This window comes from Streptococcus oralis (assembly GCF_023110435.1).
GTDB classification, from domain to species: Bacteria; Bacillota; Bacilli; order Lactobacillales; family Streptococcaceae; genus Streptococcus; species Streptococcus oralis_CF.
This window is the reverse complement of the sequence record NZ_JALDWB010000005.1, coordinates 14,009-32,464: the sequence shown is the minus strand read 5'-3', so window position 1 is coordinate 32,464 and position 18,456 is coordinate 14,009. Positions and strand designations below refer to the sequence as shown.

3 protein-coding genes and 2 pseudogenes are annotated in these 18,456 nt (G+C 42.6%); 3 read left to right on the top strand and 2 right to left on the bottom strand.

Annotated elements, in window-relative coordinates:
* Positions 1–14: 14 nt before the first annotated feature.
* Together M1F97_RS07110 and M1F97_RS07105 are read right to left on the bottom strand one after the other, a co-directional pair.
* Positions 15–425 (bottom strand): annotated as a pseudogene (locus tag M1F97_RS07110) (transposase); the annotation flags it as partial.
* 74 nt (positions 426–499) lie between these two features.
* A pseudogene (locus tag M1F97_RS07105) lies at positions 500–845 on the bottom strand (helix-turn-helix domain-containing protein); the annotation flags it as partial.
* Positions 846–1,099: 254 nt separating this feature from the next.
* Here M1F97_RS07105 and M1F97_RS07100 point away from each other — a divergent pair.
* The 3 genes from M1F97_RS07100 to M1F97_RS07090 all read left to right on the top strand — a co-directional run bounded on the left by M1F97_RS07100 (position 1,100) and on the right by M1F97_RS07090 (position 18,393).
* On the top strand, positions 1,100–3,082 hold the full coding sequence (locus tag M1F97_RS07100) for a peptide ABC transporter substrate-binding protein (RefSeq protein ID WP_247944654.1): 1,983 nt from the start codon (positions 1,100–1,102) through the stop codon (positions 3,080–3,082).
* Between the two features lie 283 nt (positions 3,083–3,365).
* On the top strand, positions 3,366–9,908 hold the full coding sequence (locus M1F97_RS07095; RefSeq protein ID WP_247944653.1) for a SpGH101 family endo-alpha-N-acetylgalactosaminidase: 6,543 nt from the start codon (positions 3,366–3,368) through the stop codon (positions 9,906–9,908).
* A gap of 172 nt (positions 9,909–10,080) precedes the next feature.
* Complete coding sequence (locus tag M1F97_RS07090) at positions 10,081–18,393, top strand: SIALI-17 repeat-containing surface protein (protein ID WP_247944652.1); 8,313 nt, start codon at positions 10,081–10,083, stop codon at positions 18,391–18,393.
* Positions 18,394–18,456: the final 63 nt, after the last annotated feature.

Below are 18,456 nucleotides of genomic sequence, written 5' to 3'. Positions count from 1 at the left end.
GGGTTGAAGAAAAGCTAAGATCGAGAAAGGACGAAATTCGTCCTTTCTTTTTTGATGTTGAGAGCGATGAAAATCCTTTTTTTGAAATTTTCAAAGTTTCGAAAACCAAAGGCATTTCGTTTGATGAGATTATTAGTTGCTTCCAATTTTGCGTTGGAATAGGGTAATTAGAGGGCGTTGACGATTTTCTCTTTATCCTTGAGGAAGGTTTTAAAGACAGTCTGAAAAAGAGGATGAACCTGCTTTAGATTGTCCTCAATGAATCCGAAGAATTTGTCAGGTTTCTTATTCTGAAAGTGAAAAAGCAAGAGCTGATAAAGATTATAGTGGTGTTTCAAGTCTTCGGAATAGCTCAAAAGCTTGTCAAGAATCTTTTTATTCGTCAAGTGCATGCGAAAAGTAGGTTTATAAAATCGCTTTTCAGAATAGCTAAATTTCAAGTTCAAGTTAGCCAGTAATCAGTCTTCTCTGGGCGACTTGTAGTCCAAGGATTTTTTAGGATAGTTGTTGATCCAATTCTCGCTGTAACGCCCTTAGCCTTGACCATCATTTCAGGGGACAACTTTTGATTATGATAGTGGAGAATCTTTTGCTTTAGTTCTTTGGTCAAGATTGGTTTCATAAACCATTTGAGCATAGTCGGCAGAGTAAATCTTTTTGAAACGTCCTTTTCCTAGACATTGTAGGACTGTACCACGCTTGATTTCATTGTGGATGGTTTGGGGAGCTTTTCCAAGTAGAGATGCGGTTTCTCTATTTGATTTTCCTTCATTTTTCCATCGTTCGATTAACCGACGGCTATGGATTGTCAAGTGTTTAGCTTTTATAGTATAATGGTTTTGCATCTCTGTGCCTTTCTTGTGTTTGTGGTGAACAACAAGGATAACACAGAGGTGTTTTCTTATGCCTATAACTAGATTTCATTTGACAATATTGACTAGTTGAACCAGCTCATTTTTAGGAAAGTTGGGTGGCTAACTTCATTATAGAATTTTCGTCTTTTCAGAATATACCAAATTAACACAAAAATTCTGAAAATTCTGTTGACATCTTTCTGAAAAGAGTCTATAATGGAGAGAAAGTTTTAAAGGAGAAAATGATGAAAAGTTCAAAACTATTTGCCCTTGCGGGCGTGACATTATTGGCGGCGACGACTTTAGCTGCATGCTCTGGATCAGGTTCAAGCGCTAAAGGAGAGAAGACATTCTCATACATTTATGAAACAGACCCTGATAACCTGAACTATTTGACAACTAATAAAGCAGCTACAGCAAATATTACCAGCAACGTGGTTGATGGTCTGCTAGAAAATGACCGCTACGGTAACTTTGTGCCGTCTATGGCTGAGGATTGGTCTGTATCCAAGGATGGATTGACTTACACTTATACTATCCGTAAGGATGCAAAATGGTATACTTCTGAAGGTGAAGAATACGCGGCAGTCAAAGCTCAAGACTTTGTAACAGGACTTAAATATGCTGCTGATAAAAAATCTGATGGTCTTTATTTAGTTCAAGAATCAATCAAAGGATTGGACGCCTATGTGAAAGGAGAAATTACAGACTTCTCTCAAGTAGGAATCAAGGCCCTTGATGATTATACAGTTCAGTACACATTGAACAAGCCAGAAAGCTTCTGGAATTCTAAGACAACGATGGGAGTTTTGGCCCCGGTAAACGAAGAGTTTTTGAACTCTAAAGGGGATGATTTCGCCAAAGGGACAGATCCTAGTAGTATTCTCTATAATGGACCATTCTTACTCAAATCGATTGTAGCCAAATCTTCTGTTGAGTTTGAAAAGAATCCAAACTATTGGGATAAAGAGAATGTCCACATTGGCAAGGTGAAATTGTCATACTGGGATGGCCAAGATACCAACAAACCAACTGAAGCCTTCAAAGATGGCAGCTTTACAATGGCACGTCTCTTCCCAACAAGCGCTAGCTACCCAGAGACTGAAAAAGCCTTTAAAGACAATATTGTTTACACACAACAAGACTCAACAACTTTCTTAGTTGGTATCAATATTGATCGCCAGTCTTATAAGTATACTTCTAAGACAACGGATGAAGAAAAAACATCAACCAAGAAAGCTCTTCTAAACAAAGATTTCCGTCAAGCTCTTGCTTTTGGTTTTGATAGAACTGCCTATGCCTCTCAAGTAAACGGCGCAAGTGGTGCGACTAAACTACTTCGCAACTTGTTTGTCCCACCTACATTTGTGCAAGCAGATGGCAAAAACTTTGGTGAGTTGGTCAAAGAAAAATTGGTGACATACGGTGACGAGTGGAGCAACGTGAACTTGGATGATGCCCAAGATGGACTTTACAATCCAGAAAAAGCCAAAGCAGAATTCGCCAAGGCTAAGACAGCGCTTCAAGCAGAAGGAGTGAAATTCCCAATCCACTTGGATATGCCTGTAGACCAAACAAACACGACGAAAGTTCAACGTGTGCAATCTTTGAAACAGTCACTTGAAGCAACTTTGGGAACAGATAATGTAGTTGTGGATATCCAACAACTTCAAAAAGACGATGTCTTGAACATCACTTACTTTGCTGAGACTGCTGCTGGTGAAGACTGGGATATCTCAGATAACGTTGGTTGGTCTCCAGATTTTGCGGATCCATCTACCTACCTTGATATCATCAAGCCATCTGTCGGAGAAAATACGAAGACTTACCTAGGATTTGACTCAGGAACAAACAACGCTGCTGCCAAGCAAGTTGGTTTGGAAGACTACGAAAAAATGGTTGTGGAAGCTGGGGAAGAAACTACTGACGTTTCAAAACGTTATGAAAAATATGCTGCTGCCCAAGCTTGGTTGACAGATAGTGCCTTGATCATCCCAACAACTTCTCAAACTGGTCGTCCAATGTTGTCTAAGATGGTACCATTTACTCTTCCGTTTGCTTACTCAGGTAACAAGGGTATGAGCGAAGCTCTCTTGTATAAATACCTAGATCTACAAGATAAACCAGTGACAGCAGAAGAATACCAAAAAGCTCAAGAAAAATGGTTGAAAGAAAAAGAAGAGTCAAATAAAAAGGCTCAAGAAGATCTCGCAAAACATGTGAAATAACTGTTGCAAAATATAAGAAAGGATTTAGTATTTCTCTTGAATGCTGAATCCTTTTTTACATTTGTAAAGAAAGACTCTAAATTTGGAGCCTTTTTTTGTCAGAATAGAGAAAATTTTCCTTAATTTTACTTGTTTCCTATTGCTTTCTTAGTTATTATTTGTTATATTAAAAGCATAATTATTTTTTATTTATCAGGGTTAAGCACTGCACTTTCAGAGGAAGGAGTATTTTTTAAAAAGGAAATGTAAACGCTTACTCAAAAATGAAAGGATTTAGGAGTTTATGAATAAAAGATCATTTGAAAAACGTTGTAAATATAGTATTCGGAAATTTTCATTAGGTGTTGCTTCTGTTATGATTGGGGCTGCATTCTTTGGGACAAGTACAGTTCTTGCAGATAGCGTGCAGTCTGGCTCCACGGCGAATTTACCAGCGGATTTAGCTACTGCTCTTGCAACAGCAAAAGAGAATGATGGGCGTGATTTTGAAGCGCCTAAGGCAGGAGAAGACCAAGGTTCTCCAGAAGTTACGGATGGGCCTAAGACAGAAGAAGAACTATTAGCACTTGAAAAAGAAAAATCAGCTAGTTCAGATAAGTTACCAGAAGGCTTAGAGGGCAAATTAGATAAGGCTGAAGATAAAGGGAAAGAAGTTGACAAGGATCAATTAGCTAAAGATACTGAGAATCTCGTTCCAGAAGATGTATCTAAAACAAAGAATGGTGAATTAAACTACGGAGCAACTGTCAAAATCAAGACACCATCAGGTGAAGGTAGTGGGATTGTCATTGGCGAAAATCTTGTTTTAACTGTTTCACATAACTTTATAAAAGATGTTCCAGATGGCAATAATCGTAAGGTCGTTGACAATGATAATGGTGATGGGGATATCTATAGCATTTCCTATCCAGGACTACCAGATGTTAAATTTAGTAAAAAAGACATTATTCACTGGGATCGTGAAGGTTTCCTAAAAGGTTACAAGAATGATTTAGCCCTTGTGAGATTGCGCACAGTTCTGGAAAATACGCCTGTTGAAGTAACCAAAAAGCCAGTAGTTAAGAAAATCGGAGATAAACTCCATGTCTTTGGTTATCCAGAAGGGAAATTGAATCCGATTGTCAACACTACAGTTGATTTTGCAGAACCATATGGAGAAGGTGTTCAAGGTATCGGTTATCAAGGAGGAAAACCGGGTGCTAGTGGTGGTGGTATCTTTGATACAGAAGGAAAACTCGTCGGTGTTCATCAAAATGGAGTTGTTGGCCAACGTAGTGGTGGTATTCTTTTCTCACCTGCTCAATTGAAATGGATCCAAGATCACATGAAGGGAATTTCAAGTGTCAAACCAGCAGACTTGGAAGAGAAAGAAAAACCAGCTGAAGACAAACCAAAAGAGGACAAACTAGCTGCTAAACCTGAAACACCTGAAAAAGTAACAGCTGAATGGCAAACAGTAGAGAAAAAAGAACAACAGGGAACAGTCACTATCCGAGAAGAAAAAGGTGTCCGCTACAACCAACTATCCTCAACTGCTCAAAATGATAACGCAGGCAAACCAGCCCTGTTTGAAAAGAAGGGCTTGACCGTTGATGCCAATGGAAATGCGACTGTTGATTTAACCTTCAAAGAAGATTCTGAAAAGGGCAAATCACGCTTTGGTGTCTTCCTGAAATTTAAAGATACCAATAATAATGTTTTTGTCGGTTATGACAAGGATGGTTGGTTCTGGGAGTATAAATCTCCAACAACTAGCACTTGGTATAGAGGTAGTCGTGTTGCTGCCCCTGAAACAGGATCAACAAACCGTCTCTCTATCACTCTCAAGTCAGACGGTCAGCTAAATGCAACGAATAATGATGTGAAGCTCTTTGATACAGTAACTCTACCAGCTGCGGTCAATGACCATCTTAAAAATGAGAAGAAAATTCTTCTCAAGGCGGGCTCCTATGGTGATGAGCGAACAGTTGTTAGCGTTAAGACGGATAACCAAGAGGGGGTAAAAATAGAGGATACCCCTGCTGAAAAAGAAACAGGTCCTGAAGTTGATGATAGCAAGGTGACTTATGACACTATTCAGTCTAAGGTCCTCAAAGCAGTGATTGACCAAGCCTTCCCACGTATTAAAGAATACAGTTTGAACGGGCATACCTTGCCAGGACAAGTCCAACAATTCAATAAAGTATTTATCAACAAGCACGAAGTCACACCTGAAGTTACTTACAAAAAAATCAATGAGACAACTGCAGAGTACTTGATGAAGCTTCGCGATGATGCTAATCTTATCAATGCAGAAATGACGGTTCGTCTGCAAGTTGTGGACAATCAATTGCACTTTGATGTGACCAAGATTGTCAACCACAATCAAGTTACTCCAGGTCAAAAGATTGATGACGAAAGAAAACTACTTTCTTCTATTAGTTTCCTTGGCAATGCTTTAGTATCTGTTTCAAGTGACCAAGCTGGTGCTAAGTTTGATGGGGCAACCATGTCAAATAATACCCATGTCAGCGGGGATGATCATATCGATGTAACCAATCCAATGAAAGACTTGGCCAAGGGTTACATGTATGGCTTTGTTTCTACAGATAAGCTTGCTGCAGGTGTTTGGAGTAACTCTCAAAACAGCTACGGTGGTGGTTCTTATGACTGGACCCGTTTGACAGCCTATAAAGAAACAGTCGGAAATGCCAACTATGTCGGAATTCATAGTTCTGAATGGCAATGGGAAAAAGCTTATAAGGGCATTGTCTTCCCAGAATACACCAAGGAACTTCCAAGTGCCAAGGTTGTTATCACTGAAGATGCCAATGCGGATAAGAAAGTCGATTGGCAGGATGGTGCCATTGCTTACCGTAGCATCATGAACAACCCTCAAGGTTGGGAAAAAGTCAAGGATATCACTGCTTACCGTATCGCGATGAACTTTGGTTCTCAAGCACAAAACCCATTCCTTATGACCTTGGATGGTATCAAGAAGATCAATCTCCACACAGATGGTCTAGGACAAGGTGTTCTCCTTAAAGGATATGGTAGCGAAGGCCATGACTCTGGTCACTTGAACTATGCTGATATTGGTAAACGTATTGGTGGTGTTGAAGACTTCAAGACCTTGATTGCGAAAGCGAAGAAATATGGAGCTCATCTAGGTATCCACGTTAACGCTTCTGAAACCTATCCTGAGTCTAAGTACTTTAATGAAAAAATTCTTCGTAAGAATCCAGATGGTAGCTACAGCTACGGATGGAACTGGCTAGACCAAGGTATCAACATTGATGCTGCTTATGACTTGGCGCATGGACGCTTGGCTCGCTGGGAAGACTTGAAGAAAAAACTTGGTGATGGTCTTGACTTTATCTATGTGGACGTTTGGGGTAATGGTCAATCAGGTGATAACGGTGCCTGGGCTACCCACGTTCTCGCTAAAGAAATTAACAAACAAGGCTGGCGCTTTGCGATTGAGTGGGGCCATGGTGGTGAGTACGACTCTACCTTCCATCACTGGGCAGCTGACTTGACCTATGGTGGCTACACCAATAAAGGTATCAACAGTGCCATCACGCGCTTTATCCGTAACCACCAAAAAGATGCCTGGGTAGGGGACTACAGAAGTTACGGTGGTGCTGCAGACTATCCACTTCTAGGTGGCTACAGCATGAAAGACTTTGAAGGCTGGCAAGGACGAAGCGACTACAATGGCTATGTAACCAACCTATTTGCCCATGATGTCATGACTAAGTACTTCCAACACTTTACTGTAAGTAAATGGGAAAATGGTACACCAGTGACCATGACCGATAATGGTAGCACCTATAAATGGACTCCAGAAATGCGAGTGGAATTGGTAGATGCTGACAATAATAAAGTAGTCGTGACTCGTAAGTCAAATGATGTGAATAGCCCACAATATCGCGAACGTACAGTAACTCTCAACGGACGTGTGATCCAAGATGGTTCAGCTTACTTGACTCCTTGGAACTGGGATGCGAATGGTAAGAAACTTCCTACTGATAAGGAAAAAATGTACTATTTCAATACGCAGACTGGTGCAACAACTTGGACACTTCCGAGCGATTGGGCAAATAGCAAGGTTTACCTTTACAAGCTAACTGACCAAGGTAAGACAGAAGAGCGGGAACTCACTGTAACAGATGGTAAGATTACCCTAGACCTTCTAGCAAATCAACCATACGTTCTCTACCGTTCAAAACAAACCAATCCTGAAATGTCATGGAGCGAAGGTATGCACATCTATGACCAAGGATTTAACAGTGGAACCTTGAAACACTGGACCATTTCTGGTGATGCTTCCAAGGCAGAAATTGTCAAATCACAGGGTGCAAATGAAATGCTTCGTATCCAAGGCAATAAGAGCAAGGTTAGCCTTACTCAGAAACTGACTGGCTTGAAACCAAATACCAAGTATGCCGTTTATGTTGGTGTCGATAACCGTAGTAATGCCAAGGCAAGTATCACTGTAAATACTGGTGAAAAAGAAGTGACTACTTATACCAATAAGTCACTCGCTCTCAACTATATCAAAGCTTATGCTCATAACAATCGTCGTGAAAATGCTACAGTTGACGATACAAGTTACTTCCAAAATATGTACGCCTTCTTTACAACTGGATCGGACGTATCAAATGTCACTCTGACATTGAGTCGTGAAGCTGGTGATGAAGCAACTTACTTTGATGAAATTCGTACCTTTGAAAACAATTCAAGCATGTACGGAGACAAGCATGATACAGGTCAAGGAACCTTCAAGCAAGACTTTGAAAATGTAGCTCAAGGGATCTTCCCATTCGTAGTGGGTGGTGTCGAAGGTGTCGAAGATAACCGCACTCACTTGTCTGAAAAACACGATCCATATACACAGCGTGGTTGGAATGGTAAGAAAGTCGATGATGTTATTGATGGAAATTGGTCATTGAAGACAAATGGACTAGTGAGCCGTCGTAACTTGATTTACCAAACAATCCCACAAAACTTCCGTTTTGAAGCTGGTAAGACTTACCGTGTAAGCTTTGAATACGAAGCAGGTTCAGACAATACCTATGCCTTTGTAGTCGGTAAGGGAGAATTCCAGTCAGGTCGTCGTGGTAGTCAAGCAAGTAACTTGGAAATGCATGAATTGCCAAATACTTGGACAGATTCTAAGAAAGCCAAGAAGGCAACCTTCCTCGTGACAGGTGCAGAAACAGGCGATACTTGGGTAGGTATCTACTCAACTGGAAACGCAAGCAATACTCGTGGTGATTCTGGTGGAAATGCCAACTTCCGTGGTTATAACGACTTCATGATGGATAATCTTCAAATCGAGGAAATTACCCTCACAGGTAAGATGTTGACAGAAAATGCTCTGAAAAACTACTTGCCAACTGTAGCCATGACCAACTACACGAAAGAGTCTATGGATGCTTTGAAAGAGGCAGTCTTTAACCTCAGTCAGGCAGATGATGACATTAGCGTGGAAGAAGCGCGTGCAGAGATTGCCAAGATTGAAGCCTTGAAGAATGCTTTGGTTCAGAAGAAAACAGCCTTGGTAGCAGAAGACTTTGAAAGTTTGGATGCGCCAGCTCAACCAGGTGAAGGTCTTGAGAATGCCTTTGATGGCAATGTGTCTAGCCTATGGCATACATCTTGGGATGGAGGAGATGTAGGCAAGCCTGCAACTATGGTCTTGAAAGAGCCTACTGAAATTACAGGACTTCGTTATGTACCACGTGGTTCAGGTTCAAACGGTAACTTGAGAGATGTGAAACTCGTCGTAACAGATGAGTCTGGCAAGGAGCACACTTTCACTGCGATGGACTGGCCTGATAACAATAAGCCAAAAGACATTAACTTTGGTAAGACAATCAAGGCTAAGAAAATCGTCCTTACGGGAACAAAGACTTACGGAGACGGTGGAGATAAATACCAATCTGCAGCGGAACTCATCTTTACCCGTCCACAGGTAGCAGAAACACCGCTTGACTTGTCAGGATATGAAGCAGCTTTAGCTAAGGCTCAAAAATTGACAGACAAAGAAAATCAAGAGGAAGTGGCTGGAGTTCAGGCGAGCATGAAATATGCGACGGATAACCATCTCTTGACGGAAAGAATGGTGAAATACTTTGCAGATTATCTCAATCAATTAAAAGATTCTGCTACGAAACCAGACGCTCCAACAAGTAGCAAGGGTGAAGAGCAACCACCAGTTCTTGAAGTCCCTGAATTCAAAGGCGGCGTCAATGCAGCAGAAGCAGCTGTTCATGAAGTCCCTGAGTTCAAGGGCGGCGTTAATGCGGTTGAAGCAGCTGTTCATGACCTACCTGAGTTCAAAGGCGGTGTCAATGCGGCAGAAGCGGCTGCACATGAAGTGCCAGAGTTCAAAGGCGGTGTCAATGCGGCAGAAGTGGCTGTACATGAAGTACCAGAGTTCAAAGGCGGTGTTAATGCGGTTGAAGCAGCTGTTCATGCCCTACCTGAGTTCAAGGGTGGAGTTAATGCGGTTGAAGCCTTGGTAAATGAGGTTCCAGAATACACTGGTGGTGTGAATGGAGTTGAGCCAGCCCTACATGAAAAACCAGAGTACACAGGCCCACTAGGTACAGCAGGTGATGAACCAGCACCAACTGTTGAGAAACCAGAGTATAAGTTGACACCAGCTCCACTAGCTGATACAAAGACATCAGAAATCAAAGATAGCCTGAAAAATGAAGAAAGCAAGAAGACACTCCCAGAAACAGGAGAAGACCAGTCTGATACAGCCCTCTTCCTAGCAGGAATCAGCCTAGCATTGTCAGCCGCCCTCTTTGCCATTAAAAGTAAAAAAGAATAAATATTTATTTATTCCACAACTACATTGTTTGGATAAGTGACTTGGACTGCTATGGGAGTCAGAGTCGGAAAATGAATCAAACACCTTGAGAGGACCTCTTGGTTCTCTCCTTTTTAAAAGGAGAAATGATAACGCTTACTAGTGTAAGCGGATGAAAGGAAATAGGAGAAATATGGACAAACACTTTTTTGAGAAACGCTGTCATTATAGTATCCGCAAATTTGCAATTGGTGCAGCCTCAGTTATGATTGGTGCTAGTATTTTTGGGGCAAATCTAGCCCATGCTTCAGAGACAGAAGTAAAATCTAGTACAGAGGATACCATAACGCAGGTTAAACCCATGGATAAGTTACCAGATGATTTAGCAGCTGCGCTTGAAAAGGCGGATGCAGAAGCTGCAACAGAAGGAAATCAAGAGGGTAGCCAGGTAACCGAAGAAGGAACAAAACCTGAAGAGACAGGAAAAACAACATCAACAACGACTCCTTCAGTTCCAGAAACATCTGAAATTCCTAAGGAAGAAGTGCAACCAGCAGAAACAAATACTCCTGCTACTAAACCAACTAATCAAGAAGTAGAAGAACGTCCAGATCTCAATCACTTAGAGGGAACTACTGCTTCAGCAAACAACCATGAGTCTGGAACAAGCTTTACGGCTGACAAAGCAGTTGATGGTGATGATAGTACTAGATGGGCAACGGACAGAGATGTACCAAAACCAACCTTCGAATTAACTCTTCCAAAAACTACCCTCATCAAGCATGTGGAAATTGACTGGGATCGTCGTCTTCGCAATGGGCAAAATGACCCCAATATCAAATCTTGGAGTCTCTACTACGCAGGTCAAGAAGACGTGGGCGCTAATGGAGAAAAACAATGGAAACTCGCTCATACCAAGACTGGAGATCCTGTTTTAGATGAAAAAGTTGATTTAGCCAACAGCATCAAAGCTAAGTACCTCAAATTGGAGGTCAATGATTACCAAGCTGGTACAATGGGCTGGAGAAACGTTGGAATCCAAGAAATTCGAGCTTATTCAAATGTTCCGGACCATAGTAAAGTAACGGATATCCGCCAAGTTGATCAGTTGGATGTGGCTGAAGATGGCAAGTCTCTTGTCCTACCAAATTTGTCGGGTCAGGTTAGTCTAATCGGCAGTAACAAGCAGGGTGTAATTGATCTTCAAAATCGCATCTACCAACCTCTGACAGATCAACGCGTTAAGGTTATGGTGCAGCAAATCAAAGACAGCCATACTTTCACTAAGGAATTTGAGGTGGTCATCAAGGGACTACATCAGGACGAGGGTGTGGGTGTGAAACCAAAAGTAGCACCAGCTGTTCAACAATGGTATGGGAAAGAAGGCCAATCTTCTATCACTTCAGATACAGTTCTTGCGACAGGTGATTCAGGTTTTGATCAGGCTGCAACCTTCTACCAGTCAGACCTTGCAAGTCGTGGATTGGAACTAGCAACAGGTGACAAACAGGCTCAAAAACGAATCGAGTTTAAAAAGGTTGAAAACAAAGGTTATGGCAAGGAAGGCTACGGCATCACTATCCAAGATGATGTGATTACCATCGAAGCTGCAACAAACACAGGTGCCTTCTACGCCACTCGTACGCTCCTTCAGATGGGAGAAAAGGATCTGCAAAACGGTGAAATTCGAGACTTCCCAAGTTTCAGTCATCGTGGCTTTATGCTGGATACAGGTCGTAAATTTATCCCTTATGACACCCTTGTAGATATCATGCTCAACATGGCCTACTACAAGATGAACGACTTGCAGTTGCACTTGAATGATAACTATATCTTCCTTAAGGAACACTTGGCAGGTAAGAATTTAACCCCAGAAGAACAACTCAAGTATGTACTTGAACATGCCAAGACTGGTTTCCGTGTGGAGACAGATATTGTCGGTAAGAATGGTCAAAAATTGACATCAGATGAGCATTATACTAAGGAAGAAATGCAAAATCTGATTAAATTGGCCAAGGCTCTTCATATCAACCTAGTACCAGAAATTGATACACCAGGACACGCACTTTCATTTGTCAAGGTTCGTCCAGACCTCATGTATCAAGGAAGTCTTAGTGATTATGCAGGCAAGCATAATGTCGAACGAGTTGCCATGCTAGACTTGGATAACAAGTACGATGAAACGCTGGCTTTTGTCAAATCCGTCTATGACAAACTCCTCGATGGTCCAGATGCACCACTTCATGGGGTATCCACTGTTCATATCGGAACGGATGAATACTACGGAAGTCGAGAAAGCTATCGTCGTTATGTCAATGATTTGATTCAATATATCAAATCTAAGGGCTATACACCACGTATCTGGGGCTCGCTCAGTGCGAAACGTGGAAACACTCCTGTTGATTGGAACGGAGTAGAAGTTGATATTTGGAGTATTCACTGGCAACGTCCTAATGAAGCCATTGCTCAAGGAGCTAAGATTATCAATATCACGGATGTGCCGACATATAGTGTCCCAAGTGGAAGTAATAGTCAAGCAGCCTACGGGGATTATGCTAACTATGAGCGCCAATACAATAGCTGGACACCAAACGACTTCCGAACAGGTGGAGGTCCGCTTCTTGAATCGTCTCATCCAAGTATTATCGGAGGAGGTCATGCGGTTTGGAATGACAATATCGACCTTCATGAGACAGGCTTGACCTCTTATGATATCTTTAAACGCTTCTTCAAGAGCATGCAAACCACTGCGGAGCGCACTTGGGGATCTGACCGTGCGGCTACGACCTTTGCAGAACGTACCCTACCAACTAGTCCTTATGCGCCACAGTCTAACCCTGAAAAAGCAATTGCTTCAGAGGAACTATTCAACATCACTCCAGATAAGGTGAAAGAATATGCAACGAAGAAAGTAACTGCAACAGAAAATGGATTGGCTTTTGAGAAAGACAGCAGCATCGAAGGCTTAGCAGGTGATGTTGGTCCAAGTCATGTCTTGAAGTTTGATGTAACTATCACTGGAGACGGTGAACAAACCTTCTCAACAAGTGGGGACAACCGTATCTATCTAGCTGATAAAGATGGCTACCTCGCTTATCAATTTGAACAGTTCCATATCCAATTCAAGAAAAAACTTGAAAAGAACAAACGCTATCAAATCTCTATCGTGACTAAGCCACAATCAACAGAAGTCTATGTGGATGGTGAAAAAATTGAGCGTATCGCGGATCCTGCGCATCCACGTTTGGCTCATACAAGCTTGGTATTGCCACTTGAAAGTATCGGTGGCTTCAAGGGAATCTTGCACAGCGCTGAGTTGACTGATAAGCCTTTTGTAAATCCTCGTTTGATTGCAAATGACAAATTCACTGCTACTGCAAGTAGCCAAGAATTGCCAGGAACAGCGACTGAAGGAGCTGTTGAGAAAGCCTTTGACAATGATCCAAATACCTTCTGGCATACTAAGTGGACTGGTGACACTGCGCCATACACCCTTACTATGATCTTGAAAGAAGCAGAAAAAGTCAATGGCTTGACTTATCTCCCACGTCCAGGTGGTGGAAATGGTGTCGTTACTCGCTACGAAATCTACGCACAAAAAGATGGCCAAATGGTCAAGGTTTCAGAAGGAAACTGGGACAACAATGCCCAAGAAAAAACAGTCAACTTTGCGGCGGTACATACCAACAAGATTGAGTTGAAAATCTTGGAAGGCGTTGGTGGTTTTGCAAGTGCGGCGGAAGTTCATCTATTGAAACCTGCCAAAGAAGGACAAGAAACACCTGAACCAAGCCAGCCTCAACCACCAATTACTCCTGAAAAACCAAAAGTAGACCAAACCGGTGATGGAACAGTTGAATTGGCGGATCAATTCACTGCAAGTAAACCAGCTAGCGAAGACAGCATTGCAGCTGCTAGCAAGAGCGCAGACTATCTCAAGAAAGAGTACAAGGTCTTCCCAACGCCACAAAAAGTAACCTATGGCGAAGGTGTTACAGCCCTTCGTAAGCAAGTCAATCTGGTCATGGGCGATCAACTCGACATCTATACTCGCAATCGCTTGAAGAGTGTCTTGCAGGATAATCAAGTATCTTATACAACTGGTAAATCTGCAGTTGCTGGTGCAACCAATATCTATCTTGGAGTACATGGACAAGGTTCACAAGCAGAACAAAACTTGTCCAAGGTTTCAGCCGGTCTCTTTGACAAAATTGACGCCTATGCCTTGACGATTAAGGATAATTCGATTTCTATCGTCGGGAAAGATACAGATGCAGTTTTCTATGGTTTGACAACCTTGAAACACATGCTTAAGGAAAGCCAAGTGCCAGTCCTTCGCAATGTGACAGTAGAAGATTACGCAGAGCTCAAGAACCGTGGTTTCATCGAAGGTTACTATGGAAATCCATGGTCTAATGCGGATCGTGCAGAGCTCATGCGTTATGGTGGCGATTTGAAATTGAACCAATACTTCTTTGCACCAAAAGATGATCCATACCATAACAAGAAATGGCGTGAACTCTATCCAGAAGAAAAACTAGCTGAAATCCGTGAACTTGCTCGTGTTGGAAATCAAAGTAAAACCCGCTATGTCTGGACTATCCATCCATTCATGAACAACCGCATCCGCTTTGGCAATGAAGCGCACTACCAAGAAGATTTGGCAACCATCAAGGCCAAATTTACCCAGTTGATGAAAGTGGGTGTTCGTGAGTTTGGTATTCTAGCAGATGATGCACCAAGTCCTGTCGGAGGCTACAATAGCTACAACCGCTTGATGAAAGACATGACGGATTGGTTGACTGAAATGCAGGGAACTTACAGCGGTCTTCGTAAAGAAATGATCTTTGTTCCTGGCCAGTATTGGGGTAATGGACGTGAGGATGAGTTGAAATCCCTCAATGAAAATCTCCCAAGTTCAACATCCATGACCTTGACGGGTGGTAAGATTTGGGGTGAAGTCTCTGAAAGCTTCCTTTCCACTCTCAAGAACAATCTATCCGCAGGAGGCAAGACCTATCGCCCAGTTTCACTTTGGATTAACTGGCCTGTAACAGATAACTCTAAACAACACTTGATTCTAGGTGGTGGTGAGAAATTCCTTCATCCGAATGTAGATCCTAGCTTGCTATCTGGTATCATGTTGAACCCAATGCAACAGTCTGAACCATCTAAGATTGCCCTCTTTTCAGGAGCTCAATACTCATGGAAACAGTGGAAATCAGAAGAAGAAGCTAAGAAAATCAATGATATTGCCTTCAACTTTGTAGAAAATGGTCATTTTGAAGATAGCAAGGTATCAGCAGCCTTCCGCGAACTTGGTAAGCACATGATCAACCAAAACATGGATACTCGTGTCGTCAAACTAGAAGAATCTGTAGACTTGGCTCCAAAATTGACAGACTTCATGACTAAGCTCAAAGCAGGTCAGGATGTGACTGCAGAACGTGCAGCCTTGCGTGCAGAATTTGCCAAGATTAAAGAAGCAGCCGAACTCTATAAAGCATCAGGCGATAAAAAAATGGTTGCGCAAATCCACTATTGGTTGGATAATGCAATCGACCAAATGAATGCTCTCGATGCCTTCCTTACAGGAACTGAAGCCATGGCTACAAACGATGCAGCCAAACTTTGGGATAGCTACTATAAAGGTTTGAAATTGTACGAACAGTCTCAAACTCACACCTTCCATTATGTAGACCATATGGAAAAAGCTGAATTGGGTGTTCAACATATTCGTCCATTTATCCTATCCTTGAAAGAAGTTCTAGCGTCTGAAGTTCAAAAAGTCTTGCATCCAGACCAAATCATCAGTACCTTTATCACCAATCGAACAGGTGTAGAAGGTGGTTTGGCAGAAGTAACGGATGGCGACTTGGCAACTCATGCGATTATTAAATCACCAAACAGCATCAAGACAGGTGATTATATTGGTATGAAGTTCAACAAACCAGTAGCGATTCAAACCTTGACCTTTGCTATGGGAACGCAGGCCAATCCACGTGATACCTTTAGTAAGGCAGAAGTGCAGTATCAAGATGAAAATGATAACTGGGTAACTTTGAAAGAGCCAAGCTATGTCGGAAATGAATCCCTTCTTAAGTTTGAAAATCTCAAAATCAAGGCCAAGGCAGTTCGCATGATTGCGACAGCAGACCGCGAGAACACTTGGTTTGCAGTTCAGGAAATTGCAGTCAACCGTCCAGTTGAAAAAGCTCGTAGCCAACAAGCAACGACAGTTAGTCTAAGCTCAAATCTAGTTTATAAACTAAATACCTCAGCCCGTCAAATCACTGATGGCAAGGACAATACAGAAGCCATGATGGCAAATGCTGACGGTAGCAATACAACTCCAGTAGATGCCTGGGCACAGCTTGACCTCGGTGAAGTCAAGTCAGTCACTAAAGTTCGTCTTCGCCAAGGAACGGGTGATAAACTTGCAGCAGGTGTACTTGAGTACTCTACAGATGGAATTGCATGGCAAGAGTTGGATCGCCTATCAGGAGAACAAACCAAGGAAGTGACCAGAGCTATCAATGCTCGTTACATCCGAGTACGCAATACCAAGGCTCTCGACCTCTGGTGGCGTATCCAGGACTTTTCTGTTGAGACACGCTCTGGAAACAGTGAGTTAACGGACACCAACGTAGACGCCTTGAAGGAAACGCCAGTAGTGGATGGCTTGGGCAGTTACGAGCTCCAAATTCCAGCTGGAACCAAACTCCCTGCAAATAGCTATCTAGGTATGAAGCTTGATCGTCTCCATCAGGCAGATAGCATCCAGTTGCAAGGTCAAGCCAACCCAGCTCTTAGCCTTGAGTACTCTGCAAATGCGCAAGAATGGTACTCAGCTAGTCAGTTGACTGACAAGTCCTTGGTTCGTTATGTGCGTCTGGTCAATAAGACAGATCAGGAACAAGCTATTACAGCGACTTCTCTCCTTGTGACGACCAAAGAAGTACAACCAACAAAATTGGAATCAACTTCAATGGGAATTCACCCAGCATACGGCAGCAATGATGTTCGTAAACTGAACAATCTAGATCAATTGTTTGACGGTGTTTACAACAACTTCGTTGAGTTTTCAGACTATGCCCATAAAGATGGCCACGTGACCTTGAAACTTGGTAGCGAACGCACTATCAAGAAGATTAGAGCCTACATCCAAGACGGAACTCAAAACTACCTTCGTGATGGTAAGATCCAAGTCAGCCAAGACGGTAAAACTTGGACTGATGTCGTTACAGTGGGAGATGGTGTGGCCAATAGCCAACACGATGATTCTCTGACAGATGGTTGGACACATGATTCTAAGATGCCAGGAAATCGTTACATCGAAGGTGAATTGACGACACCAGTCAAAGCTAACTATCTCCGTGTTCTCTATACTGCAGACTATGATGCTCGTTTTGTAGGCTTTACAGAATTGGTCATCAACGATGGTGAATTTGTTAAACCAATCAATGATCCAACAGTAGAAGGAAGTAGTGGAGAAAGCCAAGGCAACCTTTACAATAATCTTGTAGACGGCAAAGTCTTGACCAGCTATAAGTCTGAAAAAGACAAGGGAGAATTGGTGTATCACTTGTCTGAGCCAACTAATGCCAACCATCTTCGTCTTGTCTCTAGTCTTCCTGAAGGAGCGAAAGCACGCATTCTTGCTAGAACACTCAAGGATGGTCAAGACAGCTGGGCAGACCTCGGTGCCATTACATCTAGTCTCCAAACCTTCGCTATCCGAAATGGTGGCTCTCTTCTAGACGTCAAATTAGTCTGGGAAGGTGGCAAGGCTGAGTTTTATGAATTGGCAAGCTTCCATCAAGAATTAACAGAAGAATCGGTTCAATCAAGTAAGGGTGAAGAACAACCACCAGTTCTGGAGGTTCCTGAATTCACAGGTGGTGTCAATGCGGTTGAAGCGGCAGTGCATGAGGTACCAGAATACACAGGCCCACTTGGAACAGCCGGAGACCAAGCGGCACCGACAGTTGAGAAACCAGAGTTTACAGGTGGTGTGAACGCGGTAGAAGCAGCAGTAGATGAAGTACCAGAGTACACAGGTCCGCTTGGAACAGTAGGAGATCAGCCAGCACCGACAGTTGAGAAACCAGAGTTTACAGGTGGTGTGAACGCGGTAGAAGCAGCAGTACATGAAGTACCAGAGTACACAGGTTCACTTAGTACAGTAGGAGATCAGCCAGCACCGATAGTTGAGAAACCAGAGTTTACAGGTGGTGTGAACGCGGTAGAAGCAGCAGTACATGAAGTACCAGAGTACACAGGTCCACTTGGTACAGCCGGAGACCAAGCAGCACCGACAGTTGAAAAACCAGAGTACAAATTGAACTTAAGTCCACTCGCTGATACTAAGACTCCAGAAGTTAAACATGATGATCAGAAGGAGCTTCCGGCAACAGGTGAAAGCAAATCTGACACAGCTCTCTTCCTAGCAGGCGTAAGTCTAGCCCTATCTGCTCTCTTTATCGCGAAAGGGAAAAAGGAATAGCTTCTGATTACCTTTGTTTTTGACAAATTTTAGCATCAAGAGAAAGTGAAAAGACAGCTCCAT